We start from the raw sequence: 25,799 nt of genomic DNA, 5'->3' as shown, positions 1-25,799 counted from the left end.
GAAGCCCTGATAAGTCCACAGCCCCTACGTTAGACGATGACACCACAGAAGCCATCCGCTGACGGCGAGCAGGCTGCCGACGGTCGGGCGACCGACGTAGGCCCGGCGGTCGACTACGAGACGGTGTCGGTACCAGTGCTGGTCGTCGGCGCTGGCGCTGCCGGGGCGCGGGTCGCTATCGGACTCGCCGAGAACGGTGTCGAGCCGCTGGTCATCGGCAAGCGGGATCACGGCGACGCACACACGACGTGGGCCGCCGGCGGCATCAACGCCTCGCTGGGATCGCTCGACCCCGAGGACGACTGGACGATTCACGCCGCCGATACGCTGGACGAGGGCCATTTCATCAACGACCCGAAAGCAGTCGAGCTGACGACCAAGCATATGCCCGACCGCATCCGGGAACTCGATGACTGGGGGACCCCCTTCGATCGGACCGAAGACGGCAAGATCAATCAGCGCTACTTCGGCGCGCAGTCGTTCCGCCGGACCTGCTTCGTCGGTGACCGCACGGGCGAGGCGATGCTGGACACGCTCGTCGACAGGGCCCAGTCGCTCGAAATTCCCTACCGCGACAACGTGATGATCACGCGGCTGCTCTCGGACGGCGACCGCGTCTACGGGGCGGCCGGCTACGACATGGAGAGCGGCGAGTTCATCCTCTTCGAGTCGGATCACGTCGTCCTGGCGGCGGGTGGCTCCTCCGCGCTGTATAACCGCCACTCCTCGCGCGACGAGGAGAACAACGGCGACGGCCCGGCGCTGGCGCTCGAAGCCGGCGCGTCGCTGATGGACATGGAGTTCGTCCAGTTCCACCCAACGGGGATGGTCGGCGACCGCTACGGCGAGGACTGGGACGGCCGCCTCGTCACCGAAGCGGTCCGCGGGGAAGGCGGTCGGCTGCTCAATGCCGACGGCGAGCGGTTCATGGAGGAGTACTCGCCGGACCAGATGGAACTCGACGCGCGCGACGTGGTGGCCCGTGCCATCGCACAGGAACTCCGCGAGGGCCGTGGGACCGAGAACGGCGGCGTCTATCTGGACATTTCCCACCGCGACGACGAGTACATCAAGTCCCGACTGCCGCGGATGTACGAGCGGTTCATGGACCTCGGCGTCGACATCACGGAGGAGCCGATGGAAGTCGCGCCGACCGCCCACTACTCGATGGGCGGCGTCGACATCGACTTCGAGACCGGGGAAACCGGCGTCAGTGGGCTCTACGCTGTCGGCGAGACGGTCGCAGGCGTCCACGGCGCGAACCGCCTAGGCGGGAACTCGTTGGCGGAGACGGTCGCCATCGGCGCGCTCGTCGGCGACCACGTCGCGGCGCAGGTGACAGACGACGACCGCGACGACGCCCTGCCGGCTGGTCAGCGTGCCATCGCCGAGCGCGAGTTCCGGTCGCTGCAGGAACTGGCGGCGTCGGACGGAGACGAGACGCCCGGAGGGCTACTCGCGGACCTCGGCGACCTGCTGTGGGAGCACGCCGGTATTCTCCGTAACGGCGAATCACTGTCGGACGGCCTCGCCGCGCTCGATGCCCTTCGCGAACGGACTGGGGACATCGGTATCGACGGCGACCGGACCAGCCTGTCGTTCGAACTCGCCGTCGATCTGTTCTTCAGCCTCACGGTTGCCGAGGCCCTGCTGCTGAGCGCACGCAAGCGCGACGAGTCCCGCGGCGCGCACTACCGCACCGACGCGCCCAACGTGGACCCCGAGTGGCGGCGGAACATCCTCGTAGACCGCGGCGATACCGGGCTCGAACTGACGACTCGCGGCGTCGCCGAACCGAGCGACGAAGTCAGCGAGGCGGTCGACGTCGGCTACGAACTCGACTATCACCACCTCGAATAGAGCGGTCCACCCAACAGTCCGCCTGCGGTTGCTCTTTTAATCTCGATAGGCGCAGTGGAAGCCGGCGACCTGCTGGTAGAACGTCGGAATCACGTCCGTTCGAAGGTCCACGTCAGGGTCGTCTTCGAACTCCTGGCGCGTGAACTCCCGAGCGTCTTCGATGGCCGCTTCGACATGGGGCGGGACGCCAGGTTCGTCAATCGTGCCGATGTAGGCCCAGATGAACGCCGCCTCCAGCGTGTCGAAAAACTCCGAGGGCGGTTCGAACGTGGGTTCGCCGTCCGCCGCGATTCGGTTGTACGTCCGGCTGATGAGGACGCTGCCGTCGTCGAGGCCGTGGTCGGCGAACGACTCCGTGGTCGTACACTCTTCGTCCCCGTCGTAGTCCCGTGCAGTGTCGCTTGACATACCTGGATAGAGGATTGGTAACTAAAAGTAACCGTCCGGAGTGTGTCTCAATACGACACACCCTGGATGGTTTTTACGTCACTGAAATTCAAGGCGGTCCCAGCCGATGTTCTATTCACTGTGGCACCGACCCGCCGAACCGTCCTCGCCAGCGGCGGCCCCGCACTCGGGAGCCTCACCGCCGTTTCGGGGTGTCTAGGTGCCGACGACGACGCGGACGTGTCGTGTCCGCCGTCTGTCCCGACGGACGCGTCACTACGCCTCGGGTTCGTCGGCGACGTGATGCTGGGCCGGAGCGTCGACGAACGCTGGCGCGATGCCCCCGACGGACCGACGGCCGTCTGGGGGTCGATGCTCGACGAACTCCAGTCACTCGACGGGCTGGTGGCGAACCTCGAATGCTGTCTCTCGGACCGCGGCGAACCGCGGCCCGGCCGTACGTTCCACTTCCGAGCGAGCCCGAAATGGGCCGTGGCCGCGCTGGACCGCGCCGGCGTCTCCTGTGCCGGACTGGCGAACAACCACCTGTTCGATTTCGGACCGGCGGCACTCACGGACACGCCGGCTCACCTCGCCGACGCTGGCATCGCCTCAGCCGGGGCCGGCGTCGATAGCGAGACAGCATTCGAGCCGGCGTTCGTCGAGATCGGCGACCTCTCGATCGCCGTCGTCGCCGTCACTGACCAGTCACCCAGCTACGCCGCCGACGGCGACAGTCCCGGCACGGCATACGCACCGCTGGACCCGAACCACCCGCTGACTCGCCGCCGCGTCGGGGGCGCGCTGGCGGCGGCCCGCGACGCCGACCCCGACCTGCTCGTCGTCACCGCTCACTGGGGGCCGAACTGGGTGACCGAACCGGGCGAGACACAGCAGGCCTTCGCCCGTTGGCTGGTGGACAACGGGGCCGACGTGGTCCACGGCCACAGCGCCCACGTCATCCAGGGGGTCGAGGTGTACCGCGGTCGCCCCATCATGTACGACACCGGTAATTTCGTCGACGACTACGCGGTCAAGGACGGCTACCGCAACGACCGGAGCTTCCTGTTCGAACTCCATATCGAGGACGGCCGGCTGGCCGCGCTCGAACTCACGCCGGTCGAGAACGCGTACACACAGGTCGGACGCGCCGACGAAGCGGTGGCTGAGTGGCTTCGTGAGACACTCCGGGAGCGCTCTCGGCCCTTCGGAACGGCTATCGAGCGTAATGGCCTCGGACTTCGGGTCCCGCTGTCATGTCCGGCATAGCATCCGCTGGGTGTTTCCGGGCCGACTCGTGGTCAGTTGCTACTCGTCGACAGCCACAACCGCCGTCATGATTTCGTCGACCAGCCGTGCGTTGTACGTCCAGAGACCACGAAACGGTCCGTCCTCGGTTTCTTCGGCGACGAGTGCACACTTGTTCTGGTCGTCGCCGGCGGCGTCGAACGCCAGCAGCCACACCTGTTCGAGCACGGTGTCTGTGAGCGGATGGAACGAGATTCCGGGAATCGCTGGCGGCTCCCAGTCGTCTCGTCCGTAAACGTGGATGTCGAGGTCCGTGTCGCTGGCGAGCGTCTGGTATCGGGCGCGCTGAGAGCGGAAGATCGAGAGCGACTGGAAGCTCACTCGAAGCGTTCCCTCCCCGACGCGGTAGGCCCTGTCCTCGAACTCGTGCGACGTTGCGAGCAACTGTGCCGGCGTGAGCGATGCGAGGAGCGTGTTCGCGAGCGCCGAGTAGAGAAGTTGCCGGTCCGGGTCACTGTCAGGCACCCTGCTGTCGTCGGGCTCTGTCGTCGGCTTACATAAGAACGCCTGCAGCGCTGTGAGTGGCGGTGTCCCGGCGAACGCGCCGTCGCGGCGGACGACGACAAACGCGTTCTGGTGTCCAGTCGGGAGTTTCCGCCAGGTGGCGTCGATTCCCTGAGTTGCCAGACGCTCTACCACAGTCTTCGTTGCGGGCGGACCGTACACAGTTATCTCCACGTCCGAGTCCTCGAAGCGTCGGAGGAGGGTACGAACTGTCATCGGCCCACGATCAGTCCTCGTGGTCTGTCTCGGCGGTATCCAGATCGGTTATCGTCGCCAGAACCTCGGCCGTGGATGGCGACAGCGATGCCAGCGTCGCGGTCCGCTGGGCAGCGTCGTAGCTAATAACGCCAGCGTCATCGAGAACAGGGAGGTGGCGGTGGTGGAGCGACGTGCGGGTATCGTCCCAGTTGCGGGCGTCGGTGTCTCGACCACGCGCGCTGGACCAGCCCACGACCACGTCAGTGAGTTCCGCGATTGAGGCCGAGTCGTGTTCGGCGAGGTAAGTGTATATCATCCGCCGGGGCTCGGCTGCCAGCGCCCGTAATAGCGTATCGAGTCGCTCGGACGCGAGTCCCGGCGTCTCCACAGGCTGTTCGTGCTGATCCATGTCAATCAATTATCCACTCTCAGTATTAATATCATTGGCCGATAGGAGATCACAGATGTGACGGAATCCATTTACGTGCCAGCACCGTCTAAGATGTATGAACTACGAGTCCGCCCTACAGCGTGCGTACGACGTACTACCAGACCAACCCCGGGAAGCCGGCGAACGGCTCTCGATTCCCGACCCCGAGGGCCAGACCGACGGTGCGTTCACACGCCTGACGAACTTAGAGGCAATCGCCGACGCAGTCTCGCGGGACGCCCAGCATCTCCACCGAGCCATCCAGCGCGAGTTCGGGACCAACGGTCAGTTCGACGGCGGCGAAGCCCGCTACAACGGGTCGTTCGACACCGCTGATTTCGAGGCCGCCATCGACGCGTACGTCGCCGAGTACGTCACCTGTTCCGAGTGTGGCCTGCCCGACACGGTCCTCAAGAACGAGGACGGCGTCGACATGCTGCGCTGTCAGGCCTGTGGTGCGTTCCGCCCGGTCGCCAAGGGCGCGAGTTCGAACACGCAGCAGGACCGACCCACGCTCGAAGAGGGCGAGACCTACGAGGTCAAGATCACCGGCACCGGCCGCGAGGGCGACGGTGTCGCCGAGAAAGGGAAGTACACCATCTTCGTCTCCGGAGCGCGCGAAGGGCAGGTCGTCGAGGCCTACATCGAGAGCATCAGCGGCACGCTGGCGTTCGGCCGGGTCGCCTGAAGGCTGTTTTCGCCGCATCGCAGCGACGGTTCTCGCTTAGTCCCACAGGTCCGTCGAGAGGTATCGTTCACCGGTGTCCGGCAGGACGGCGACCACCGTCTCGTCGGGGTTCTCGGTGGCGTACTCCGCGGCCGCGTGCAGCGCCGCACCGGAGGAGATGCCGACCATAATCCCTTCCTCGCTGGCGAGTCGGTGGGTCGCCTCCATGGATTCCGCCTTGCTCGCGGTCCGCACCTCGTCGACGAGGTCGCGCCGGAGAATGTCCGGAACGAACCCGGGACCGATACCCTGGATGTCGTGGCTGTCCGGGGCATCCGCCGAGAGCAGTTTGGACTGTTCAGGCTCGACGGCGACCGATGTGAGATCCGCGCCGACCTCCTCCTCGATGTACTCCGAGATACCGGTGATCGTGCCGCCGGTCCCGACGCCGGCGACGACGGCGTCCACGTCGCCGTCGGTATCGGCCCATATCTCCGGACCCGTCGTCTCGCGGTGGGCACGCGGGTTCGCCTCGTTCTCGAACTGCCGGGCACGTACGGTACCGGGCGCATCTGCGAGTTCGTTCGCGCGCTCGATCGCGCCGCTCATGCCGCCATCGGCCGGCGTGAGTTCGAGGTCCGCGCCGAGCCCCGACAGCAACTGCCGGCGCTCCTCGCTCATCGATTCGGGCATCGTCAGCACGCAGTCGTACCCCCGTGCAGCGCAGACAGCAGCCAGCCCGATACCGGTGTTGCCGCTGGTCGCCTCGACGACCGTTCCGTCGTCAGGTAGGTTTCCGGACTCTGCGGCCGCCTCGACCATGTACAGCGCGATGCGGTCCTTGACGGAGTAAGGATTGGCCGCTTCGACCTTGCCGAGCAGATTGTCCGCGAAGCTGTCGAGACAGACCAGCGGCGTGTCGCCGATGAGCTCAGTCACACTGGACGCGACAGTACCGTCGTCTCGCTGGGCGTACGACTGCATACACCGGGAGAAGGCGATTAGCCCCCGTAACGACGTACCCAGAATATTGTGGGGCGGATACATTCACTCGGTTCCGAGTCTCCAGAAGCTTATGTTGCCTCCACACGAGCGTTCCAGTAATGCCCGAGATTACCGTCTCTGAGGGCCTGTACCGCCAGCTATCCGCCGCCGAAAACCAGGTCGAAGAAGAGACGCTCTGGAAGATGTTGCACCAGTTCAAGCGCCAGAACACGCCGAGCGAGTAGCGCCGTTACCCAGCCGTCACTACCCGACTGGTTCGATGAGTTCCGGCGAGTCGTTAGCAGTGCTGTTGACCGCTGACGAAACCGGATAGGTCCGCATCGGGCCGTCGTACGGGTCAAGCAGTGTGGACACGTCGTCGGCGCTGCCGCGCAGCCACGTCGACTCCTCAGCCGGGTCGAGGATGACGGCCATCCGGTGATGGAGGTCAGCGACGGCGTCGTTCGGTTCGGTCGTCACAATCGTGAACGACTCGACGATATCGTCTTCGCCGCCCGAATCGCCGCCGCTCCCGCCGAACTCCCCCAGCCCGGTCTGTCGCTGTGGCGGCTCCCACCGCTCGTACAGCCCCGCCATCGCGAACAGGTCGTCGTCCGGCAGCGCCACGCGATACGGTTGCTTGCCGTCGCTCGTCTCGACCCACTCGTAGAACCCATCGGCAGGGACAAGACAGCGGCGAGCCTCGTAGGCTTCGGCGAACGAACGTTTCTCCGCCAGCGTCTCGGCGCGGGCGTTGATGTGCCCGTGGTCCGTGCGGTTGTCAGCCCAGGACGGAATCAGTCCCCACTCCATCCGCTTGATTGTGCCGGACGACTCGGCAGTGATGACCGGCAGGTCTTGGCTCGGAGCGGCGTTGTATCGCGGCTCGTAGTCGAAAGAAAACTCGGCGTCGAACCGCGTCTCAATTTCCTCGCGAGGAGAGAACAAACTGTAGCGGCCACACATGACCTGCTTTTGGCGTTCCCGCTGGATAAATCCACTACTCGCTCATCCACTCGCTCGCCTGTGGCTCCGTCGGGTCGGTCCTGACCTCGACGAGCGTCGGCGCGTCCGTCTGCACCGCCTCGCGAACCGCCGTGCGGATTTCGGACGGCGTGTCGGCTTGCACGGCTTCCATCCCCATTCCGGCAGCGACAGTTCCGAAGTCAATCGGCGTCGTGTCCCATCCGTACGCCTGGTGGTCGAGGTCGTAACTCCGGCCGGCCTCCTCACTGATAATCGCGTAATCGTCGTTGTTGAGGACGACGACGGTGATCGGGAGGTCCTCGGCGACCGCAGTGTGGAGCTCGTGCACGCACATCATGAGGCCGCCATCACCGGTCAACGCGACGACGGGCGTGTCCGGATTGGCTAGCTGTGCCCCAATCGCCGACGGCAGTCCGGTTCCCATCGTCGCCCACGACCCGGGGTTGACGTAGCTGCGCGGCCCGTACGCCTCGAACGTGTTCAGCGCCCAGACGCGGAACCCCCCGGCGTCGACGGCCGTGATAGCATCCGAAGGGACTGCGTCCCGGAGAGTTTGCAGCACATGGACGGAGGTGAGCGGTGGTTCCGAATCCACGAGCGGTTCGATACGACGCGCAGTAGCATCGCGGACAGCCTGTGCGCGTTCGGTGCCGTCCGCCTTCGTAGCAGGAGCGGTATCAGCCGCCGCGATTTTGTTCTCGACCGCCGTCATCGCGTCCGCGGCATCTGCGAGGATGCCGACAGTCGGGTCATAGCCCGTGCCGAGGTCGTCGGCGTCAATCGTGACGTGAACGAGCGTCTCAGGTAGTTCGACGGACCACCCGCGTGTCCCGTGTGCATCAAGGTCGGAGCCGACGGCGAGTACGGCGTCGGAGTCGGCGAGACAGTCCAGTAGCTCTGGGCTTGCACTCCCGCTCAGGACACCGGCACTGAGGTCGTGATCCTCCGGGAACACGCCTTTGCCTTTGTACGTCGTCACGACGGGCGCGTCAAGTCGCTCGGCGAGGCTTCGGAGCGCCGCCGTCCCACCCGACGCTCGCACACCACCGCCTGCCATGATAACTGGCATCTCGGCCGCGAGCAGGTGCTCAGCGGCTTCCGCAACCGCCTGCTCCGGGACGGTGCTGGTGGACGGAGCCGAAGGTGTGCTTGCACCAGCGATTGGCACGTCCATCTGCAAGTAATTCTTGGGGAGTCCGACTCTGACTGGCCCCTTCGGAGGTGTCTTAGCGATCTGTACCGCTCGGTCAATCGTCGCCGCTGTCGTCTCGGGGTTCTTCAGTAGTATGTTCTCTTTGACGACGTTGTCGTAGGTGTCCGGCGGGGTTTCGTGAATCGCATCCCCGCCCCGGAGCGCCGGCTCGGTTTCGATGGCGAAGTGCACCAGCGGCGTGCAGTCGTTCAGCGCGTTTTTCAGGCCGTTCATCGCGTTCATATCGCCCGGACCGGGAACGACAACAGTGCTCGCTATCTGCCCGCTCGTCTCTGCATAGCCCCAGGCCTGATGTGAGACCGCAGTTTCGTGCCGTGCCACGACGAAACGGATGTCGTCTCGCTTGCCGATGGCCTCGTTCAGCGGGAGGGACTGCTTCCCCGGGATTCCGAAGACGGTATCGATGCCGTTCGCGACGAGACGGTCTACCACCGCCAGACTAACGCGCATACTGATTCCTCACTCCGAAGACAATTCACTCTCATGACTTTAGTTCGCCACCGGTCATGCTAGACCGCGTCGGATCGACGCCACAGACGCAGGGGCGGTTGTACTATCGAGCCCTGCATGGCCCGCGAATTTAAATCCGAAAGCGCCCAACTACGTGACAGATGACCACGGACCCCCCGTTCAGCATCCCTGCACACCCACAGCGGCGCTTTCCCCACGGGAGCGGGGTCGAATACGAGGGCGGGACGGAGTTCCGACTTATCCCGGATCGGGAGCGGTCGACGCCGGAACTCGCCGAGACAGTCGTCGACATCCTCGAGGCCGGACCGTACCGCTACGGTGATTTCCACGACCTGCCGATGCCGCTGTGGCTGGTCCGCGACGAGGAGACGACCGACGTGTTCCGCGTCGCCGTCCGCGACGGGACGGTCCGACTGCACGTCCTGCCGACCACGGAGTCCGACGGGCTACAGCGGTTCTTCGAGCGGCTGCGTGAGGCCAGCGAGGGAGAGTCGTGGGCCGTGCAACGACACGTTGACGGGCGGTAGCCGGGTCGCCGGAGTGGTGCAGACCCAAAACCGTCTTACACACCTGTCTCCATGTCTTGGCCATGACCGTCTCTCGCGAAGTCGAACTAGAGGGCCACATCATCGACTCCGGGATGATGCAGTCCTGTTTCGGCATCATCATGGATCTGGGCGGCTCCTTCTCCGTTCAGGAGTTCGATATCGGCCGTCACAAAGACGAGGAGTCCTACGCCCGGATGCTCGTCGAGGCTGACGACGAAGACCAACTGCAGTCGATTGTTCACGAACTCCACCAGCACGGCGTCAACCCCTCGGACCCGAAAGACGCCACGCTCGTCCCCGCACCCGACGACCAGGTCGTCCCGCACGGGTTCTACTCGACGACGAACCACCCGACGTTCATCCGCCACAGCGGCGAGTGGATCGAGGTCGAGGACATGGAGATGGACTGCGCCGTGGTCGTCGAAGATGGCGAAGCGCACCGCGCCTCGGAACAGTCGAACGGTGACGACGAGGAACCGAGAGACTACCCCCGAGCTTACACCAAGGTCCTGAACGCTATCGAGGAGGGCGACATGGTCGTCACCGACGAAACCGGCATCAAGGTCCAGCCGCCGGAGCGGCCCCGCGATTCGGGCGGCGCGTTCGGCTTCATGCAGGGCGGCGTCTCCTCCGAGCGGCCCTCGGAGTCGACCATCCGCAAGATCGCGAACGCCATCAAAGAGACGAAAAAGGAGGGTGGCAAAGTGATGGCGGTCTGTGGGCCAGCCCTCATCCACTCCGGGGCGCGCGAGGACCTCGCCCGCCTCGTCCGGGAGGGCTACGTCGATATGCTCTCGGCCGGCAACGGCTTCGCCGTCCATGACATCGAGCGCGACATCTACGGGACCTCGCTAGGCATGGACACCGAGAGCCTTGACCATCCCCGCCACGGCCACAAGCACCACATCTACGCCATCAGCGAGGTCATCCGCGAGGGCGGCATCGAGGAGGCCGTCGAGTCCGGCACCATCGGCTCCGGCGTGATGTACGAATGCATCGAAAACGACCGGCCGTTCGTTCTCGCGGGCTCTATCCGCGACGACGGCCCGCTCCCGGACACCATCACCGACGCCGTCGAGGCCCAGAACGCCATCCGGGAGCAGGCCCACGAGGCCGACATGGTGTTGATGCTCTCGACGCTGCTGCACTCGGTCGCCGTCGGGAACTGTCTCCCCTCGACGACGCGGGTCGTCTGCGTCGACATCAACCCCGCGACGGTGACACAGCTCCTCGACCGTGGCTCCGCGCAGGCGGTCGGGATGGTCACCGATATCGGTACCTTTGTCCCGATTCTGGCCGAGCAGTTACTCGACGAGGAGTAAGACGACCACGAGCAGCGCGAGTGGTCGCTTTTTCGCCCACGTTTTTTATCGAGTGGTGTGTGACCACAGGGAGCACACCCGATGGTAAAAAAGGTGGATTGCGGACGTTTGTCCCGATTCTGGCGGAGCAGTTGCTCGACGAGGAGTAGGACGACCACGAGCAGCGCGAGTGGTCGCTTTTTCACCCACGTTTTTTACCGAGCGGTGTGCGACCACTGGGAGCACACCCGAGGGTAAAAAAGGTGGATTGCGGACCTTCGTCCCGATTCTGGCCGAGCAGTTGCTCGACGAGGAGTAGGACGACCACGAGCAGCGCGAGTGGTCGCTTTTTCGCTCACGTTAGTCGAAAGAGCGAGGAGACGCGAATCGGTGTTTCGTGTCCTCGGTTGTCACGCCCGCGTTCTCGCGAGATGCTTATTACCCGCCATCCGATACTCTCTCTATGCCCTCTCCTTTGCGGCAGTTCACGCGGCTTTCCAGCGGGATCTCAGGCCTTGATTCGCTTCTCAGAGGCGGGCTTGTGGAAGGGCGGCTCTATCTCGTTATCGGACCGCCCGGGACCGGGAAAACACTGCTTGGCACGCAGTTTCTCGAAGCGGGGCTCGAAGCAGGCGACGACGTGCTGTTCATTCACGCCGAAGAATCGGCTGCCGATTTACTGGCGAACACTGCCGAACTCGGCATCGATATCGCCGATGCGACGTTTCTGGATGTCGGCCCCGATTCGGAGTTTTTCATGGAGGCCGAATCGTACGACGTGGTCAAGCCCAGAGACGTCGAGGACGGCCACCTGATTTCGGATATCCGCGAGGCTATCGAGCGGGTCGACCCGGACCGCGTCCTCATTGACCCGATCACACACTTCCAGTATCTCGAACCGACCGAGTACCAGTTTCGGAAGCGTATCATCTCTTTCGCGCGCTTTCTGCAAGACAGGGAGACGACCGTGCTGGCGACCAAGACGCCGAGCAATCAGATGGACAGCCAGCTTCGGTCGCTCAGTGACGGCATCATCTCGCTCAGTTACGGCGATGAGAAGGCGGGTCGGCGTATTCGACTGCGCAAGCATCGCGGCATCGGCCAACAGGACGGCTCACACGGGATGGAAATCCGGGAATCCGGCGTCGAAGTGTATCCCGCGCTCGAACCGGAACAGCGGACGCGGTCGTTCGACCCCACGCAGTTCTCCGCCGGCGTGCCGGAACTGGACTCGCTCCTCGATGGCGGACTCGAACGCGGGACGGTGACGATTCTCAGTGGCCCCTCCGGCGTCGGCAAGTCGACGACGGCGACGGAGTTCCTGGCCTCCGCAGCGGCAGACGGGTCCCCGGCGCTTGCCTACCTGTTCGACGAATCCATCGACACGTTCACACACCGCTGTGAGACGTTCGGGATACCGCTCTCGGAGTTGCGTGACGAGGGGACACTTCTCGTCGAGGAGATCGAGTCGCTGGCGATGTCGCCCGAGGAGTTCGCGAACCGCGTGAAGACACAGGCCGCGGAGCGCGGGGCCGAACTCGTGGTTATCGACGGCATCGCGGGCTACAAGAACGCGATCAAGCACGGACAGGACGACGTGGAACTGCGTCGGCGGCTCCACGCCCTGACACAGCATCTCACGCGCGGGAACACCGCTGTGATCCTGATCGACCAGCGTAGGGACGTGACGGGGCTTCACGAACCCACGAGCGAGAACGTCAGTTACCTCGCCGACAACATCGTCTTCGAGAACTACATCGAGGTCGGGGGCGAACTCCAGCGAGTCGTCGGCGCGCTGAAAAAGCGCGTCGGCGGGTTCGAGGCGGTCCCCCGCCGGTTCGAGATAACCGCCGACGGCCTTCAGGTCGGCGACCCCGTCTCGGGGATGCACGGCGTGTTCGAGGGCGTGCCCGAACAGCATGGAGACAGCGGCGGACGCTCATCCACTCGCTAACCACCGATGGCCGACGTCCAATTACTGCTGGCCGGCGACGGCAACCGGGAGGCACTCGCCTCCGTCGTCGCCGAACACCACACGCCGATCACGGACGACGAGTTCCGGGAAGTCGACCTCCACATCGTCGACGAGTCGTCGTTTCCGAAGTACAGAGAGTCGATAGAGCAGTACAAACACCGGGCAGATCCGGTGTTTTGCCCCGTGATTCTGGTGCGTCGTGAGGGGACGCCAGTCAGGATTGACCTGCCCGATATCGACGCGGCCGAGCAGCCACTCGTCGTCGATGATATCATGACAGCGCCGCTGGACACGCAGGCGCTCTTTCGAACCATCGCGAACCTCCTCGCCCGGCGCAGCCACACCGAGGACCTCGTTGCGGACCTCAGAGAACAAAACAGCGAACTCCGGCGGTTCAGGAACGCCGTCGAGCATGCGGGCCACGCGATTCTGATAACGAACACCTACGGCGTCATCGAGTACGTCAACCCGGCGTTCGAGGAACTCACCGGATTCAGCGCCGAAGAGGCAATCGGTCGAACACCGCGGATACTCAAGTCCGGTGAACAGAGCGAACAGTTCTACGAACGGCTCTGGGACACGATCTGTCGCGGCGAGGTCTGGACGAGCGAGATCGTAAACGAGCGCAAGTCCGGCGAGCGGTTCATCATCAACCAGACCATCGCCCCGATTCAGGACGCGGACGGGACGATCCAGGGGTTCGTCGGGATGCAGGACGAAATCACCGGTCGCCGACTGCGCGAGCAACAGCTCACCGTGTTCCATCGGATTCTCCGGCACAATCTCCGGAACAACGGAACGACGATCAGTGGACGTGCGGATATTCTGTCAGAGTTAGTGGATGACGACGCCGCTCTCGACCACCTCGAGACGATCAAAGCGAACGTGCAGTCCCTGCTCGACATCAGCGAGAAAGCGCACCACGTACAGGAACTGCTCGCGGACTCGCTTACCGACGATGTCGAGCGCGAACTCGAAGACGTCCTCAGTGACATCACGGACGGGCTGGCCGCAGCATACCCCGACGCCGAGTTCGTCGTCGAGAGCGACTCCGTCTCGTCGTCCGCGATAGATGCAAAGGTAGTCCCAGCGTTGCAGGAACTCATCGAGAACGGTATCAAGCACTCCGACGCATCGGCACCGCGGGTCACCGTCCGGACGGAGCGCCACGACTCGACAGCGACAGTGACGATTGTGGACAACGGGCCAGGGGTCCCGGATCAAGAGCGGCGGGTCATCGAGGCGGCGGAAGAGAAGCCGCTCGAACACGGGTCCGGGCTGGGGCTGTGGTTCGCGTACTGGCTCGTCAGCTACGTCGGTGGCGATATCGACATCCGGGTCGATACCGACGGGACGAGTGTGTCCGTGACTATGCCCGTGCGGTGACGACGAACACGCGTTCAGATGGCGACCCACGCCAGCACGATGACGGCAGCGCCGACCACCGTCGACGCGACGGCGTGCGTACGGAGTTCGTCGAGCAGGTCGTGGGAGTGGTCGTGGAGTTCACAGACCTCGTCGATCTCGCTGCCGGCCTCGCAGTTCGGCAGGAAGTCCATCGCGACGTGGAGGAAGATGCCGGCGGCGAACCCGAAGATAACTGCGTTGAGAAGGGCGGACTCCGGGACCGGCAGGAGCGCGGACGGGATCGCCGTCAGGCCGACGCCGGCCGCGGGGAGTAACAGCGCGGTGGCGGACTTGCCGCTGCGTCCGAGCCGCCGGGCAGCAGCGTAGCCGGCCGGTCCCTTGTGTGAGACAATAGCGAGCCCGAGCAGGATACCCAGTTGGGGCATCGAGGCGTAGACCAGCCCGATGACCAGGCCGGCCGAGAGGGCGTGGGCGGCGATGGCAAGCGTCGTCATGTCGAAGGCAGTCTCGACGTGGGTCAGCCGGTGGCCGATAGTGTGGGTGCCGTAGCCGGTGACCAGTCCGGCGGCGATGCCGACGCCGCCGATACGCGCTGCGCCGGCCTGGCCGCCCAGTCCCATCGCCTGTGGAACGAGGAACATGGCCGCCGAGGTGACCATCGCCCCGCTCGCGAGCCCGTAGCCCCAGACCAGTCGGTAGGGGTTCGTTTCATCGGCCCGCGCCCCAAGCCACGCGCCCAGTGCCATTGCCACGAACGCGACCCAGGAGATGACCAGAACCTTACTCGCCCCGCCGGTGACTGCGACGCCGGACAGGATCACCAGGCCGACGACACTCGCGATGCCGGCGGTGGAGATTCGGCCAGAGTTATTAAAAATTGAGTTCGAGTTAATAGACATTATCTACAATCACTGGGCTGTTGCTAATAAACCCATCGGTGGCGGTCACCGGGTCGCCGACCGATAGTCGCCCCAGTCGATGACGCCGCCGTCCAGTGCTGACGGGTCAGCGTCCCGGAGCGCCCAGAGGACCATTTCGGCGACGGATTCCGGGTCGCGTCCGCCGTCGCCGGAGAGGTCCGTTGCGACCTGTCCGGGGTCGACTGCACCGACCGGGACGTCGAGGTCGGCGGCGAACCCGCGGGCGACAGCCTCCGCGGCGGCCTTCGAGACGGCGTAGGAGCCGTAGCCGGGCATCCCTTCGCGGGCGACGACGCCCGTCGGGACGACGATGCGGGCGTCCGGACCGAGGTGTGGGACGGCTTCGCGGATCGTCGAGAACACGCCCCGAGCGTTCGTCCGGAGGTGGTCGTCGAATGCGGCGTAGGATTCCTCGGTGAGCGGTGTCTCGCCGGCGATTCCGTGGTAGACGCCGGCGTTGGCGACGACGTACTGTATCGCACCGTTCCCCTCCCGCGTCGCAGTTTCGACCAGTCGTTCTACGTCGTACTCGTCGCGCACGTCCGTCCGAATCGCGGTCACGGAGCCGCCTGCATCCCGTATATCGGCTTCGACACGTTCGAGGGCCTCCGCGTCGCGAGCACAGATGACTGTATGTGCGCCCGCACCCGCTACCGCGTGGGCTATCTGCTCGCCGATACCTTTACTCGCACCCGTGACGACAGCGGTCGCGCCGTCCATCGCTGGGACCATAGCGGTGGTACCGCTGCCAGCCACAAGGTCGTTGCTCCCGCCGTCGGTGGGGTGAGAGAGCGGTAGCCTCTTGTCGAACGCCCGCTACCGACCGGGCATGGACATCACGATTGCCGAATCGACGGTCGAGGGGACGGCGCAAGCGCCGCCGTCGAAGAGCTACACGCACCGGGCGGTGCTGGCCGCGGGCTACGCCGACGGCGCGGTCGTCCGCGACCCGCTCGTGAGCGCAGACACGAAAGCCACGATGCGCGCCGTCGAGGCCTACGGCGGCAGCGTCTCGCTCGCTGAAGACGAATCGACGGTCGAAGTCACGGGCTTCGACGGCCGGCCGGGGACGCCGGACGACGTTATCGACTGTGCCAACAGCGGGACGACGATGCGGCTGGTCACCGCCACAGCCGCGCTGCAGGACAATCTCGCGGTGCTAACTGGCGACGGCTCACTCCGGTCGCGCCCCCAGGGGCCGCTGCTCAATGCCATCGGACAACTGAACGGCGACGCCGAATCGACTCGCCGGAACGGCCAGGCCCCGCTGGTCGTCGGCGGCGGCGTCGACGGCGGTGCGGTCGAGATCCCCGGCGACGTGTCCTCGCAGTACATCACTGCGTTGCTGATGGCCGGCGCTGTCTCGCCGGACGGCGTCGACATCGATCTGACGACCGAGCTGAAATCGTCGCCGTACGTCGACATCACGCTTGAGGTGCTGGCGGACTTCGGCGTCGACGCCGAGAAGACAGATAACGGGTTCACCGTCGAGGGCGGTCAGTCCTACACGCCAGCGGGCGGCGACTACAACGTCCCCGGGGACTTCTCGTCGATGAGCTACCTGCTCGCGGCCGGTGCGCTCGCCGCCGAGGACGGCCTGCGCGTCACGTCGGCGTTCCCCAGCGCTCAGGGCGACGCCGCCATCGTCGACATCCTCGACCGGATGGGGGCCGACCTCGACTGGGACGAGGAAACCGGCGAAATCACCGTCACACAGTCCGAGCTAACCGGTATCGAGGTCGGCGTCGAAGACACGCCGGACCTCCTGCCGACCATCGCGACGCTTGGGGCCGCCGCCGACGGCGTCACCCGAATTACCGACGCCGAGCACGTCCGGTACAAGGAGACTGACCGCGTGAGCGCGATGGCTGAAGAACTGACGAAGATGGGCGCTGAGGTGGAGGAACACCAGGACGAACTGTTCGTCTACGGCGCTGACAGCGACCTCGTCGGCACGACCGTCGAGGGCCGTGCGGACCACCGCATCATCATGTCGCTGGCCGTCGCCGGCCTCGTCGCCGACGGCGAGACAACTGTGACCGGCGCGGAACACGTCGACGTGTCCTTCCCGGACTTCTTCGACGTGCTCGATTCGCTCGGCGCGGCCGTCGAGCGGTAGATAGCGGGGATACCGACGCTATCGTCGCCTATAGCGGGACAAGCACCGGCCACATCTACAAGGTTCAAATGCCCCCAACCCCGACACCACTGTAATGAACGGCAACGAGTTCGGTCGTCTGTTCCGCATGACGACCTACGGCGAGTCCCACGGGGAGGCGATGGGCTGTACCGTCTCCGGCGTCCCGGCGGGTGTCGAACTCTCAGCGGAAGAGATACAGAAAGACCTCGACCGGCGCAAGCCCGGCCAGTCGATGATTACCACCTCCCGGGGCGAACCGGATAAGGTGACGATCAACTCCGGGATTCAGGACGGGTACACGACGGGCACGCCTATCGGGATGGTCATCCAGAACAAGGACGCCCGCTCGGGCAAGTACGAGCCGTTCATCACGGCTCCGCGACCGTCCCACGGCGACTACACCTACTCCGCGAAGTTCGGGACCCGGAACTGGGGCGGCGGCGGTCGCTCCTCCGCTCGCGAGACCGTCAACTGGGTCGCCGCCGGCGGCGTCGCCAAGCAGGTTCTCGAACAGTCCGACTACGACGTCCAGATCAAGGCCCACGTCTGCCAGATCGGCGACGTCGAGGCCGGCCCGGTGACCTTCGAGGACATGCTCGAACACAGCGAGGAAAACGAGGTCCGCTGTGCCGACCCCGACGCGGCCAAGGAGATGCGCGACCTGGCCGACAAGCACCAGAAGGAGGGCGACTCCATCGGCGGCGCGATTTACTTCGAATGTCGCGGCGTCCCGTCCGGCCTCGGCGCGCCACGGTTCGATAGCTTCCCGTCCCGGCTCGGCCAGGCGATGTACTCGATTCCGGCGGTCAACGACTTCGAGTACGGCATCGGCCGCGAGGCCCGGACGACGAAGGGCAGCGAGTACACCGAGAACTGGGAGTTTAGTGAGGACGGCCACCCCACGCCTGTCGGCAACGACCACGGCGGCATCCAGGGGGGCATCACGACCGGCCAGCCAATCTACGGCGAGGTGTCGTGGCACGCGCCGGTGTCGATTCCCAAGACCCAGAAGACGGTCGACTGGGAGACGGGCGAAGGCAAGGAAATTACCGTCACCGGCCGCCACGACCCGGTCCTGCCGCCGCGGGCGGTCCCGGTCGTCGAGGCCATGCTGGCCTGTACGGTCCTCGACTTCATGCTGCTCGGCGGCCGCATCAACCCCGACCGGCTCGACGACCGACCGGGCGAGTACGACACCGACTACCACCCGTCCAGCCCACAGAACGACCCCGAGGACGCGGACACCCACGCGAAAACCATCGACGACGAGTAAGATGGACGCACATCAGGAGTCAAAGTCGAACCCGTTCGGGATGGACGAGGAGTGCCAGAACTGCCCCGCACTGTGTGAGACGCGAGAGAACGTCGTCCACGGCTACGGGGACGTGGGCGCTGAGTTCATCGTCCTCGGCGACTCGCCTGCGGCCGGGGCCGATGAGTCCGGCATCCCGTTCACCGACGAGAGTGAGCGCGAACTGCTCGACATCCTCGCCGCAGTCGACATGTGCTCGGACCCGGACGCCGACAGGCCGCAGTTAGAGAACACCTTCCTGACCTACGTGACCCGCTGTCGCCATCCCGAAAGGGACGCAACCGACGAAGAGGTCGTCAACTGCGAACCGTATCTCAACAGCGAGATACGGATGATAAATCCCGAGATATTGCTACCGGTCGGCCAGCGTCCCCTCGAAGAGTTAGCCTTCGAATACACGACGATGAGCGAGGACGAACTCGACATCGAGGACCGGCACGCGACGACGATCCGCGGTCGGGGATTCGAGATCCTTCCGATGATGCCGCCGAGTGAACAGACCGATGCGGAACGGACAGCGTTTCTGGAGCACCTCAGCGAGACGCTCGGACAGGACTACCGGCAGACGAAGGGCCGACGCGGGCGGTAGTCAGGTATCGGACTGGACTTCGGTCTCAGCGGTCTGGAGCAACTCTTCCGGGCTCGACACTGTCCCGTACTCAGTTGCCGCCTGTAGCCGGTTTTCGGCGTCGTGGCGGTACTGGCTCGCCTGTGTCGATTCGCCCTGTTCGCTGGCGTAAGTCATGCCGCTGAGCCACTCGGCGGCCTGCCAGAGACAGGTCGCTTTCTTGCGCGCCCGTTCCGCTAACTCGGTCAGCGAGTCGTCGTCCGCTTCGCGAACAGTCGTCGTGAACTCCTCGACGCTTTCCTCGAAGTCCGACGCGGCACTGTCGAACCCACCGCGAGCGAGCGCCATCTCCCCGTCTTCGACGGTCGCTAGCGCGTCGGATAGCTGCCGGCGCGCTTCGCGATACCGCGTGTAGCCGATATGGTACGCCCGTTGTGCCGCCGCAGTCCCGGACAACGTGGCCTCGCGTTCGCAGTCGCGGCATACGATCTTGGGTCGTGGCTCCCCGAGAACCCGGTACTCCGACCCACATCCGTCACATCTGTAGGTCTGGGATTGCTCCATATAGTTTCTCTTAGTTATCAAATACTGCTCACATCTTATAATTGTTCTGTAGCTGCGTCGGAACACAAGCGACTAATCACAGTCGGGCCGAGAAGACAGTATGACTACGGTAACTGTACTGGCTGATCCGCCAGTCGAAGGGTTCGTGTTACAGGACCTGGCGGGCGACCTCTTGGACGACGCCGAGGCGGCCAAGCTGTACGAAGCCATGCTGCTCGACGTCTGTCGTGCGGTGGAGATCAGCGGGGCCGAGCTGTTGGTGAACTACCGTGCCTCGGAGCAGGTCCCGGACGGCGTAGACCCCGAGACCGCGGTGCGAGAGCCAGTGACAGAGGCCCTCGAATCACCGGGCAACGCCCGGTTCGAGGTACAGGTCGGCTCGACGTTCGCCGGTCGGGTCGGGAACACTGTCACACACCTCCTCAACCGGGAAGACGTCGCAACCGTCGCCGCCGTCGAACCGACAGCGGCACTGTTGAACCGCCAACTCATCGACAGCGCGGCGATGAAACTCCGATCCAGCGGCGTGGTACTCGGCCCTGCTGAGGGCGGCCGTGTCTACTACGCGGGTTTCGGTGAGCCGATAGATTTCGAGGACAGCTACGCCACCCCGGCGGTCGAAACCATCGGCGAGCGCGCCGCGGATGCCGGCCTCGACGTGGACTTTCTCCCGTCAACGCCGGTCCTCGAAACGCAATCGGATCTCAAAACGATGGTTCCGCTGCTACGCGCCCGGAACCGAGCTGGTCGGGTCGTACCGGAACGGACGATGACGTTCTTCGATGACCTCGGAATCCGTGTTGTCGACAACGACGGCGAGCCGACCGTGGTCCGAGAGACCGACAGGTCTTAGAAGGCCCACGCAGTATGCCCGACTGCGGTGGGATGGCAGAGCGGCCTATTGCGCCTGCCTTGAAAGCAGGTATCCTCACGGATTCCTGGGTTCAAATCCCAGTCCCACCGTATTTTGCCACGAACAAACCGTGAGTGGCAAGTACACCAGCTGAGATTTGAAGCCGACGAGTCGCAGCCCTCGCAACGGCGTGAGCAGGACCGTCTCGGCTCGGTTCAAATCCCAGTCCCACCGTATTGCTCCGAGCAAATGCGCGAGGAGCCATCGGTATGTACTGGCGGTTTGAACCCTGCAAGTCGCAGCGCACACAGTGAGTGCGACCGTCTTGCTCTGGTTCGAATGCAACTACAGCAACGTTCGGTCCAGTCTAAGAGCCTACAGAAGAGGTGGACAGAATTCGCTGCCTTCCGATGTGTAGGCACAGTTTACCGAATCGAAGCAATCGGGCGGTTTTATGTCGGTGGTCCGGATTATATCCGTGTAATGGTACGTGAAGATAGGTCCCCAAGACAGCATCTTCCGGGCCTCCCAATCGTCTGTGTCGTCTCTCTCCTCCTCGCAGCCACGGTAGCGGGCCCCGCTGTTGCTGAACCGAGTCTGTTCGTGTCCGGCGCGTCGAAAGACGCGAACACGATACTGGCCGGTGAATCAGTAAACGTTACCGCAACGGTCCATAACACCGGCAGTTCGGGCGGTGCGATGGGTATCGAGTACGTAGTAAACGGCACGACTAGAGCGACCGAACGGGTGGTCGTCGACGCCGACTCGTCGGTCGAGCGGACGCGGGCACTGGAGTTCGATGCCCCCGGAACGTACAGGATTAAGGTCCAGAGCCCAGGGAAATCAGCTGGGCGAGTCAAGGTCAAGCCGGCACTAGTCGAGACAACGCGTACGGACTCGACTACGCGGCAGCTCAAGATACGCGGTGGGACAGTCCCGACGAACGAACCCTACGAACTGAACGTATCGGAACAAACGAACCGATCCTTTGCCGTCCAGTCCTGGACGGTCAACGCATCACGGCAGGCATTCACGCAGGACGTGACCGAGTACACTGATCCCAGCGCGGCAGACCTTGCGGTACCGTCCGGTGACGACGCATCGGTGTTCGGTGTGGTGACTGTCGGGTCGTCGGACGGCGTCGAGCCGTCGTCGATGCAGTTCGCGCTGGACCGCTCAACACTCCAGTCAGCCGGAATAGCACCACAGGATGTCCGCGTGTATCATCGCATCAACGGATCCTGGAAAGCCGCCGAAACGACCGTCGCCACGGAGCAGCCCGACCGTATCGTTTACGAGGCGGATACCGCAGGGACGACGGCCTACGCCATCGGGAAAATTGAGCCGTCGTTCTCCGTCACACGAACGTCAGTCGTCAGCGAACAGGCGACAGACGGATATCGGGTCAGCGTCAGAGGGACTGTCGAAAACGCCGGCAGTGCCCCAGGCACGTACGACGCGCAGATGCGGGTAGACGACGAGGTCGTCAACCAGACCTCAGTGACTGTGCCGGCAGACACCGAACAGACCGTGACGCTGTCGACGGTCGTGACGACGCCGGGGACGTTCCAGATCAGCTTCAACGACGCCAACGCCGGTGAAATCAAAGTAACCGAGAGCCAGCTCCAGACCGACGAGAACGGCGGTGCCGAGCCGAAGACAGAGCCGACGGGAACGGAGCCAGCAGTCCAGACCGAACCCGCGGGTGACGGTGACGGCGGACTCGGGCCGCTCCCGGCGACGGTCATGGGCCTCAGTACAGTGCTGGTCATCGGCGGACTTCTCGGTGCGTTGCTCCTGTTCGGCGTCGTCATCGTGCTCCTCCGACGGGGTGGCAGCCGGAACGACAGCGGCTTCGAACTGTAGGCGGGGAGAGAAACCCTTTTTGTGCCAGTGTCCAGAGAACCGCGTATGGATTGGCCACACGATCCGGACGGTGAGGAAGGAAGCGAGGGCCGGCGCAAGTACGGCCACGCTGTGCTGGCGAAGAAAGTCGACGAGGACGAGGACTTCCCACTGACTGCCGAGGAATACGTCGAACAGTACGGGGACCACCCGGTTCGGATCGACTACGAGACGGTCGTCAGCGTGGCGGACATCTTCGAATACGTCGATCAGGAGGAGTTCGAAGACTTCCCGGACTTCCACAAATCTCTCGGGCGCGCGCTGCGCGAAGCGGACTGGTGGCCGTACAGACTCGAACAGGCCTGACTGCGAAGTGTGTGGGCACGACACATACTTGTGGGAGGCCGATGTAGCGTCGCGTATGGCGACGACATCTTCAAGCGGCGACCGCACCGAGCAGGGACTCCCCGAGGAGGTTGTTGCCGATCTGTTGTCGGACGACACTCGCCGTCGTGCGCTCTCGATACTGGCAGACCGCGGTGAACCGGTTGTCGTAGCAGACCTCGCGGCGGCGGTTCTGGCGGCCCAGCGTGACATCGAGCCAGCGGCAGTCCCTGACACTGACAGGGACGAACTCACCGAGGAACTGTTCACCGAACACCTCCCGAAACTGACGGCAACAGATATCGTAACATACGATTCGATGGTCGGGACCGTCGAGATACAGCGCCCCGACGCGGTGCCGACTGACCCCCGTTGAATCGGCTCGCATGTCCGGAGTCCGACACCGGCCGGACCGGCCTTCAGTCCACTCTGCCGGTTAATTTCGACAGAGCAATACCCGTTGCTTCTAAACGAACGATGGACAGTGACCAACACCCAGATCACCCATATACAGATTGATAACTACGGGCCGTGGACTGTGACGCCTGAGCCCCGCCGTGAAGTCGACCTGCAGACGCTCCAGTCCCGGTTGTACGCTGACCTCGCACAGTTGTTCGGGAACCGCGACGGCTACATCTTCTTCTCGCGGTTCGACAACATGATCGCCGTGACGAACGGACTGGACGAGGCGGCACACGCACTCATTCAGGAGTCCGTCGGCAATCGCTACCCGGTGACGATGAGCCTCTCGGTCGCGACGGGAACGACACCCGTCTCGGCGCTGGGAACGGCAACAGAGCAGCTACAGGAGGCCGGTAGCGCACAGGACAAGGGCCGGCGAGAAGTGCTACGCGGTCAGACGATCGACGAGGAGTTCCGGAAGCCCACAGACGTGCAACTCGCGCATTTCGATGTCGACGACGCCACCGAGAAGTACACCGACCAGCTCAACGAGTTCGACACGTTCATCCAGATCGAGCAGGGGTACGCGGCGCTCATGAAGTATATGCGCGAAGCCCACGACTCGTTGTCGTTTTTCGTCGGCGGCGACAACGTCATCGCGGTCTGTCCGGACCTGGACGAGGCGGACTACCACGACGCAATCAACCACGTCCGTGACGCGGTCGATGTAGAGTTGAAAGTCGGTGTCGGACGCGGGCGGACGGCAGCTACGGCCGGGATGGACGCCAAGCACGCGTTAGAGACCTGTCGGGCGACTGGCGAGGCCGTTACCATCGAAACCGAGACAACCGAGTAAGTTGTGAACCACGCGATATAAACGTAGTGGAGGTATCTTTTAGACCGGTCGTGTGGTACTTAGACACATGAACGGTGAGGTCACTGTGCGGGAGGTTATGAACAGAGAGTACGTCGGCGCAAGCGAGTCCGACGACCTCCTCGAAACGACGGAGTTGCTGATCCGAGAGGACCAGCATCCGATTCTCGTGTTACGGGGGAACGAACCGGTCGGTGTCGCGACGGACAGAGACGTACTGGCATACATCGTCGACGGCGGTGACCCGGAGACTGCCACCGTCGGCGACGTGATGCGTGAATCCATTCCGACAATTGGCCCCGATGCTGGACTCCCGGCGGCCCGGGACCGAATGGCGACACGGTCCGCCGAGTTCCTCCTAGTAACGGCTGACGGAGAGCCGCTCGGGACGCTGACTGAGCACGATATCCTCTCGACTGCACGATTAGAGAGCGAGTCGACAGACGTCGTCGAACAGCCCTCGCCGGTTGCGACAACTGGGCAGGAAGCCACCACCGACGGGATGCAGTCCGCCGTCGAGGATTCGTTCGATAATCAGGGCATCTGTTCCGCCTGTAGCACGTTTACACGGGACCTGGCGTCGTTCAACGGGCAACTCCTCTGTGCGGACTGTCGTGACGTCTGACCCACGCCAGCCGGCCCCGCCTCTCACAGCGGACGGATACGGCGGCGTAGCCGAACTGTTTTGACCGTACGACACGGAGCACCACCGTGGAAATCGCCACCGCCTCGATGGACGACGTGGACACCATCGTCGACCTGTGGGTCCGACTGGCGGAGAGCCAACGTACCCACGGGTCACATCTGTTCGGGGACCGGAACCGGACCGCGGTCCGGGAGACTGTCGTACAGCGCGTTGTCGCCGAGAACGTCCGTATCGCCCGTATAGACCGGCAGATCGTCGGGTTCGTCATGGTGACCATCGACAGCGGCCGGTACGAACAAGACGAGACGCGGGGCATCATCGAGAACATCTTCGTGGAACCGGTCCACAGGAGTCAGGGAGTCGGTAGCGAACTGCTCGATACGGCGGAGGAGCTACTTCGCGAAGACGGTGCGGAGATCCTCGCGCTGGAGGCGATGGCGGACAACGAATCCGCCCGACAGTTCTACCGAGCACACGGCTACGCACCACACCGGATCGAGCTCGAAAAGCCGACCGAAAACGATACTCTCTAAACGGTCCCCACACAACGCAGGTATGCAACCGCGCCAGGGGAGCTTGGGTGGTCCAAGCACTCGACTTGTAATCGAGAGTTCGTGGGTTCAAATCCCACCCCTGGCTTCACGTTTTTACCGCTGGGGTGCATACGGTGGCGCATGAGTGAATCCGAAGGAGAACTCCCGGACAACGACGAAGAGTGGCGCGAAATTCTCTCCGACGAGGAGTACCGAATCCTCCGCGAGTCCGGAACAGAGCCGCGGTTCAGCAGCGACCTCATCGACGTAGAAGACGAGGGCGTGTTCACCTGTGCCGGCTGTGGGACAGAACTGTTCGATAGCGACAGGAAGTTCGAATCGGAGACTGGCTGGCCGAGCTTCTGGGACGTGTATCAGGAAGGCAACGTCGAGACACAGGCGGACAACAGCCACGGGATGGAGCGAACGGAAGTCGTCTGTGCCGAGTGTGGCGGTCATCTAGGCCACGTATTCGACGACGGACCGGAGCCGAGCGGGAAGCGATACTGCATCAACGGCGCGGCGCTCGACTTCGAGTCGGAGTAGCGACCACCGGA

At 64.0% G+C, this 25,799-nt stretch carries 28 protein-coding genes and 2 tRNA genes; 21 read left to right on the top strand and 9 right to left on the bottom strand.

Going from position 1 to position 25,799, the window contains the following annotated elements; translation table 11 throughout:
• Positions 1-36 precede the first annotated feature (36 nt).
• Positions 37-1,860, top strand: coding sequence for an L-aspartate oxidase (locus ACNO8S_RS04020; RefSeq protein ID WP_151103053.1), 1,824 nt, complete (start codon positions 37-39; stop codon positions 1,858-1,860).
• Positions 1,861-1,896: 36 nt separating this feature from the next.
• Here the strand turns inward: ACNO8S_RS04020 and ACNO8S_RS04015 are convergent, their stop codons facing one another.
• Complete coding sequence (locus ACNO8S_RS04015; protein ID WP_050037708.1) at positions 1,897-2,268, bottom strand: hypothetical protein; 372 nt, start codon at positions 2,266-2,268, stop codon at positions 1,897-1,899.
• Positions 2,269-2,388: 120 nt separating this feature from the next.
• Between ACNO8S_RS04015 and ACNO8S_RS04010 the strand changes: the two genes are divergently transcribed.
• Positions 2,389-3,516, top strand: a complete 1,128-nt coding sequence (locus ACNO8S_RS04010) for a CapA family protein (protein ID WP_050038280.1) — start codon at positions 2,389-2,391, stop codon at positions 3,514-3,516.
• A 39-nt stretch (positions 3,517-3,555) separates the two neighbouring features.
• On the opposite strand, the gene ACNO8S_RS04005 is transcribed toward ACNO8S_RS04010, so the two are convergent.
• Together ACNO8S_RS04005 and ACNO8S_RS04000 are read right to left on the bottom strand one after the other, a co-directional pair.
• Positions 3,556-4,275, bottom strand: a complete 720-nt coding sequence (locus ACNO8S_RS04005; protein ID WP_050006896.1) for a DICT sensory domain-containing protein — start codon at positions 4,273-4,275, stop codon at positions 3,556-3,558.
• 10 nt (positions 4,276-4,285) lie between these two features.
• Positions 4,286-4,666, bottom strand: a complete 381-nt coding sequence (locus ACNO8S_RS04000; RefSeq protein WP_023843165.1) for a DUF7344 domain-containing protein — start codon at positions 4,664-4,666, stop codon at positions 4,286-4,288.
• 97 nt (positions 4,667-4,763) lie between these two features.
• On the opposite strand from ACNO8S_RS04000, the gene ACNO8S_RS03995 reads away from it, so the two are divergent.
• Complete coding sequence (locus ACNO8S_RS03995; protein WP_008310273.1) at positions 4,764-5,375, top strand: translation initiation factor IF-2 subunit beta; 612 nt, start codon at positions 4,764-4,766, stop codon at positions 5,373-5,375.
• 36 nt (positions 5,376-5,411) lie between these two features.
• Here the strand turns inward: ACNO8S_RS03995 and cysK are convergent, their stop codons facing one another.
• A complete protein-coding gene (cysK, locus tag ACNO8S_RS03990) occupies positions 5,412-6,338 on the bottom strand; it encodes a cysteine synthase A (RefSeq protein WP_151103051.1) in 927 nt (308 codons plus the stop codon).
• Between the two features lie 119 nt (positions 6,339-6,457).
• Between cysK and ACNO8S_RS03985 the strand changes: the two genes are divergently transcribed.
• Positions 6,458-6,583: a hypothetical protein gene (locus ACNO8S_RS03985; RefSeq protein WP_008310277.1), complete on the top strand. Its 126-nt coding sequence runs from the start codon at positions 6,458-6,460 to the stop codon at positions 6,581-6,583.
• Between the two features lie 19 nt (positions 6,584-6,602).
• On the opposite strand, the gene ACNO8S_RS03980 is transcribed toward ACNO8S_RS03985, so the two are convergent.
• Both ACNO8S_RS03980 and ACNO8S_RS03975 read right to left on the bottom strand, forming a co-directional pair.
• Complete coding sequence (locus ACNO8S_RS03980; RefSeq protein WP_420182512.1) at positions 6,603-7,304, bottom strand: SOS response-associated peptidase; 702 nt, start codon at positions 7,302-7,304, stop codon at positions 6,603-6,605.
• A gap of 34 nt (positions 7,305-7,338) precedes the next feature.
• Entirely contained in the window at positions 7,339-8,988 is a 1,650-nt protein-coding gene (locus ACNO8S_RS03975; protein ID WP_014039805.1) for a thiamine pyrophosphate-binding protein, read from the bottom strand.
• A 161-nt stretch (positions 8,989-9,149) separates the two neighbouring features.
• Between ACNO8S_RS03975 and ACNO8S_RS03970 the strand changes: the two genes are divergently transcribed.
• The 4 genes from ACNO8S_RS03970 to ACNO8S_RS03955 all read left to right on the top strand — a co-directional run bounded on the left by ACNO8S_RS03970 (position 9,150) and on the right by ACNO8S_RS03955 (position 14,219).
• The gene (locus tag ACNO8S_RS03970) at positions 9,150-9,536 is read left to right on the top strand and encodes a hypothetical protein (protein WP_014039804.1); all 387 of its coding nucleotides are present in this window, start codon (positions 9,150-9,152) and stop codon (positions 9,534-9,536) included.
• Positions 9,537-9,598: 62 nt separating this feature from the next.
• Positions 9,599-10,879 (top strand): TIGR00300 family protein, encoded by a 1,281-nt coding sequence (locus ACNO8S_RS03965; protein ID WP_050037704.1) that lies wholly within the window; start codon positions 9,599-9,601, stop codon positions 10,877-10,879.
• Positions 10,880-11,321: 442 nt separating this feature from the next.
• Positions 11,322-12,812 carry an ATPase domain-containing protein gene (locus ACNO8S_RS03960; RefSeq protein ID WP_129754878.1) on the top strand — a complete coding sequence of 497 codons (1,491 nt, stop codon included), beginning with the start codon at positions 11,322-11,324 and terminating at the stop codon, positions 12,810-12,812.
• Positions 12,813-12,818: 6 nt separating this feature from the next.
• A complete protein-coding gene (locus ACNO8S_RS03955) occupies positions 12,819-14,219 on the top strand; it encodes a PAS domain S-box protein (RefSeq protein WP_050037702.1) in 1,401 nt (466 codons plus the stop codon).
• Between the two features lie 14 nt (positions 14,220-14,233).
• Here ACNO8S_RS03955 and ACNO8S_RS03950 read toward each other — a convergent pair whose 3' ends face one another.
• Positions 14,234-15,100 carry a ZIP family metal transporter gene (locus ACNO8S_RS03950; protein WP_420182511.1) on the bottom strand — a complete coding sequence of 289 codons (867 nt, stop codon included), beginning with the start codon at positions 15,098-15,100 and terminating at the stop codon, positions 14,234-14,236.
• A gap of 45 nt (positions 15,101-15,145) precedes the next feature.
• Positions 15,146-15,853, bottom strand: coding sequence for an SDR family oxidoreductase (locus ACNO8S_RS03945; protein WP_336357791.1), 708 nt, complete (start codon positions 15,851-15,853; stop codon positions 15,146-15,148).
• 97 nt (positions 15,854-15,950) lie between these two features.
• Here ACNO8S_RS03945 and aroA point away from each other — a divergent pair, with 97 nt between their 5' ends.
• The 3 genes from aroA to ACNO8S_RS03930 all read left to right on the top strand — a co-directional run bounded on the left by aroA (position 15,951) and on the right by ACNO8S_RS03930 (position 19,162).
• Positions 15,951-17,240 carry a 3-phosphoshikimate 1-carboxyvinyltransferase gene (aroA, locus tag ACNO8S_RS03940; protein WP_420182510.1) on the top strand — a complete coding sequence of 430 codons (1,290 nt, stop codon included), beginning with the start codon at positions 15,951-15,953 and terminating at the stop codon, positions 17,238-17,240.
• Between the two features lie 94 nt (positions 17,241-17,334).
• Positions 17,335-18,534 (top strand): chorismate synthase, encoded by a 1,200-nt coding sequence (gene aroC / locus ACNO8S_RS03935; RefSeq protein ID WP_420182509.1) that lies wholly within the window; start codon positions 17,335-17,337, stop codon positions 18,532-18,534.
• Position 18,535: 1 nt separating this feature from the next.
• A complete protein-coding gene (locus tag ACNO8S_RS03930; RefSeq protein ID WP_420182508.1) occupies positions 18,536-19,162 on the top strand; it encodes a uracil-DNA glycosylase in 627 nt (208 codons plus the stop codon).
• Here ACNO8S_RS03930 and ACNO8S_RS03925 read toward each other — a convergent pair whose 3' ends face one another.
• Positions 19,163-19,705 (bottom strand): hypothetical protein, encoded by a 543-nt coding sequence (locus ACNO8S_RS03925; protein ID WP_050006898.1) that lies wholly within the window; start codon positions 19,703-19,705, stop codon positions 19,163-19,165.
• Between the two features lie 100 nt (positions 19,706-19,805).
• Between ACNO8S_RS03925 and ACNO8S_RS03920 the strand changes: the two genes are divergently transcribed.
• From ACNO8S_RS03920 to msrB, 10 genes are all read left to right on the top strand, one after another.
• A complete protein-coding gene (locus tag ACNO8S_RS03920) occupies positions 19,806-20,558 on the top strand; it encodes a hypothetical protein (protein ID WP_050006899.1) in 753 nt (250 codons plus the stop codon).
• Between the two features lie 26 nt (positions 20,559-20,584).
• Positions 20,585-20,668: transfer RNA gene (locus tag ACNO8S_RS03915), tRNA-Ser, on the top strand.
• A 493-nt stretch (positions 20,669-21,161) separates the two neighbouring features.
• Positions 21,162-22,424 carry a PGF-pre-PGF domain-containing protein gene (locus ACNO8S_RS03910; RefSeq protein WP_014039793.1) on the top strand — a complete coding sequence of 421 codons (1,263 nt, stop codon included), beginning with the start codon at positions 21,162-21,164 and terminating at the stop codon, positions 22,422-22,424.
• A gap of 45 nt (positions 22,425-22,469) precedes the next feature.
• On the top strand, positions 22,470-22,769 hold the full coding sequence (locus ACNO8S_RS03905; protein ID WP_004593490.1) for a DUF5785 family protein: 300 nt from the start codon (positions 22,470-22,472) through the stop codon (positions 22,767-22,769).
• Between the two features lie 55 nt (positions 22,770-22,824).
• Entirely contained in the window at positions 22,825-23,163 is a 339-nt protein-coding gene (locus tag ACNO8S_RS03900) for a DUF7344 domain-containing protein (RefSeq protein ID WP_064288342.1), read from the top strand.
• A 108-nt stretch (positions 23,164-23,271) separates the two neighbouring features.
• Entirely contained in the window at positions 23,272-24,045 is a 774-nt protein-coding gene (locus ACNO8S_RS03895) for a GTP cyclohydrolase III (RefSeq protein ID WP_014039791.1), read from the top strand.
• Positions 24,046-24,112: 67 nt separating this feature from the next.
• Positions 24,113-24,688 carry a CBS domain-containing protein gene (locus ACNO8S_RS03890; protein WP_050037694.1) on the top strand — a complete coding sequence of 192 codons (576 nt, stop codon included), beginning with the start codon at positions 24,113-24,115 and terminating at the stop codon, positions 24,686-24,688.
• Positions 24,689-24,774: 86 nt separating this feature from the next.
• Positions 24,775-25,242: a GNAT family N-acetyltransferase gene (locus tag ACNO8S_RS03885; RefSeq protein ID WP_186764074.1), complete on the top strand. Its 468-nt coding sequence runs from the start codon at positions 24,775-24,777 to the stop codon at positions 25,240-25,242.
• 32 nt (positions 25,243-25,274) lie between these two features.
• Positions 25,275-25,348, top strand: a tRNA-Thr gene (locus ACNO8S_RS03880).
• Positions 25,349-25,383: 35 nt separating this feature from the next.
• Positions 25,384-25,788, top strand: coding sequence for a peptide-methionine (R)-S-oxide reductase MsrB (gene msrB / locus ACNO8S_RS03875; protein ID WP_014039788.1), 405 nt, complete (start codon positions 25,384-25,386; stop codon positions 25,786-25,788).
• Positions 25,789-25,799: the final 11 nt, after the last annotated feature.

Source organism: Haloarcula sp. KBTZ06 (assembly GCF_048595605.1).
Lineage (GTDB): Archaea > Halobacteriota > Halobacteria > Halobacteriales > Haloarculaceae > Haloarcula > Haloarcula hispanica.
Note: the sequence above shows the minus strand (reverse complement) of the source record. Positions and strands in the feature narration are given on the sequence as shown.

Bases quoted from the DNA above. Each gene is read 5' to 3' on its own strand.
- msrB (WP_014039788.1), top strand. From the start codon at position 25,384: ATGAGTGAATCCGAAGGAGAACTCCCGGACAACGACGAAGAGTGGCGC.
- ACNO8S_RS04015 (WP_050037708.1), bottom strand. From the start codon at position 2,268: ATGTCAAGCGACACTGCACGGGACTACGACGGGGACGAAGAGTGTACG.
- ACNO8S_RS03995 (WP_008310273.1), top strand. From the start codon at position 4,764: ATGAACTACGAGTCCGCCCTACAGCGTGCGTACGACGTACTACCAGAC.
- cysK (WP_151103051.1), bottom strand. From the start codon at position 6,338: ATGCAGTCGTACGCCCAGCGAGACGACGGTACTGTCGCGTCCAGTGTG.
- ACNO8S_RS03920 (WP_050006899.1), top strand. From the start codon at position 19,806: ATGACTACGGTAACTGTACTGGCTGATCCGCCAGTCGAAGGGTTCGTG.
- ACNO8S_RS03890 (WP_050037694.1), top strand. From the start codon at position 24,113: ATGAACGGTGAGGTCACTGTGCGGGAGGTTATGAACAGAGAGTACGTC.
- ACNO8S_RS03960 (WP_129754878.1), top strand. From the start codon at position 11,322: ATGCCCTCTCCTTTGCGGCAGTTCACGCGGCTTTCCAGCGGGATCTCA.
- ACNO8S_RS03950 (WP_420182511.1), bottom strand. From the start codon at position 15,100: ATGTCTATTAACTCGAACTCAATTTTTAATAACTCTGGCCGAATCTCC.
- ACNO8S_RS04020 (WP_151103053.1), top strand. From the start codon at position 37: ATGACACCACAGAAGCCATCCGCTGACGGCGAGCAGGCTGCCGACGGT.
- ACNO8S_RS03955 (WP_050037702.1), top strand. From the start codon at position 12,819: ATGGCCGACGTCCAATTACTGCTGGCCGGCGACGGCAACCGGGAGGCA.
- ACNO8S_RS03930 (WP_420182508.1), top strand. From the start codon at position 18,536: ATGGACGCACATCAGGAGTCAAAGTCGAACCCGTTCGGGATGGACGAG.
- ACNO8S_RS03980 (WP_420182512.1), bottom strand. From the start codon at position 7,304: ATGTGTGGCCGCTACAGTTTGTTCTCTCCTCGCGAGGAAATTGAGACG.
- ACNO8S_RS03970 (WP_014039804.1), top strand. From the start codon at position 9,150: ATGACCACGGACCCCCCGTTCAGCATCCCTGCACACCCACAGCGGCGC.
- ACNO8S_RS03945 (WP_336357791.1), bottom strand. From the start codon at position 15,853: ATGGTCCCAGCGATGGACGGCGCGACCGCTGTCGTCACGGGTGCGAGT.
- ACNO8S_RS03925 (WP_050006898.1), bottom strand. From the start codon at position 19,705: ATGGAGCAATCCCAGACCTACAGATGTGACGGATGTGGGTCGGAGTAC.
- ACNO8S_RS03905 (WP_004593490.1), top strand. From the start codon at position 22,470: ATGGATTGGCCACACGATCCGGACGGTGAGGAAGGAAGCGAGGGCCGG.
- aroA (WP_420182510.1), top strand. From the start codon at position 15,951: ATGGACATCACGATTGCCGAATCGACGGTCGAGGGGACGGCGCAAGCG.
- ACNO8S_RS03900 (WP_064288342.1), top strand. From the start codon at position 22,825: ATGGCGACGACATCTTCAAGCGGCGACCGCACCGAGCAGGGACTCCCC.
- ACNO8S_RS03965 (WP_050037704.1), top strand. From the start codon at position 9,599: ATGACCGTCTCTCGCGAAGTCGAACTAGAGGGCCACATCATCGACTCC.
- ACNO8S_RS03985 (WP_008310277.1), top strand. From the start codon at position 6,458: ATGCCCGAGATTACCGTCTCTGAGGGCCTGTACCGCCAGCTATCCGCC.
- ACNO8S_RS03975 (WP_014039805.1), bottom strand. From the start codon at position 8,988: ATGCGCGTTAGTCTGGCGGTGGTAGACCGTCTCGTCGCGAACGGCATC.
- ACNO8S_RS04005 (WP_050006896.1), bottom strand. From the start codon at position 4,275: ATGACAGTTCGTACCCTCCTCCGACGCTTCGAGGACTCGGACGTGGAG.
- aroC (WP_420182509.1), top strand. From the start codon at position 17,335: ATGAACGGCAACGAGTTCGGTCGTCTGTTCCGCATGACGACCTACGGC.
- ACNO8S_RS04000 (WP_023843165.1), bottom strand. From the start codon at position 4,666: ATGGATCAGCACGAACAGCCTGTGGAGACGCCGGGACTCGCGTCCGAG.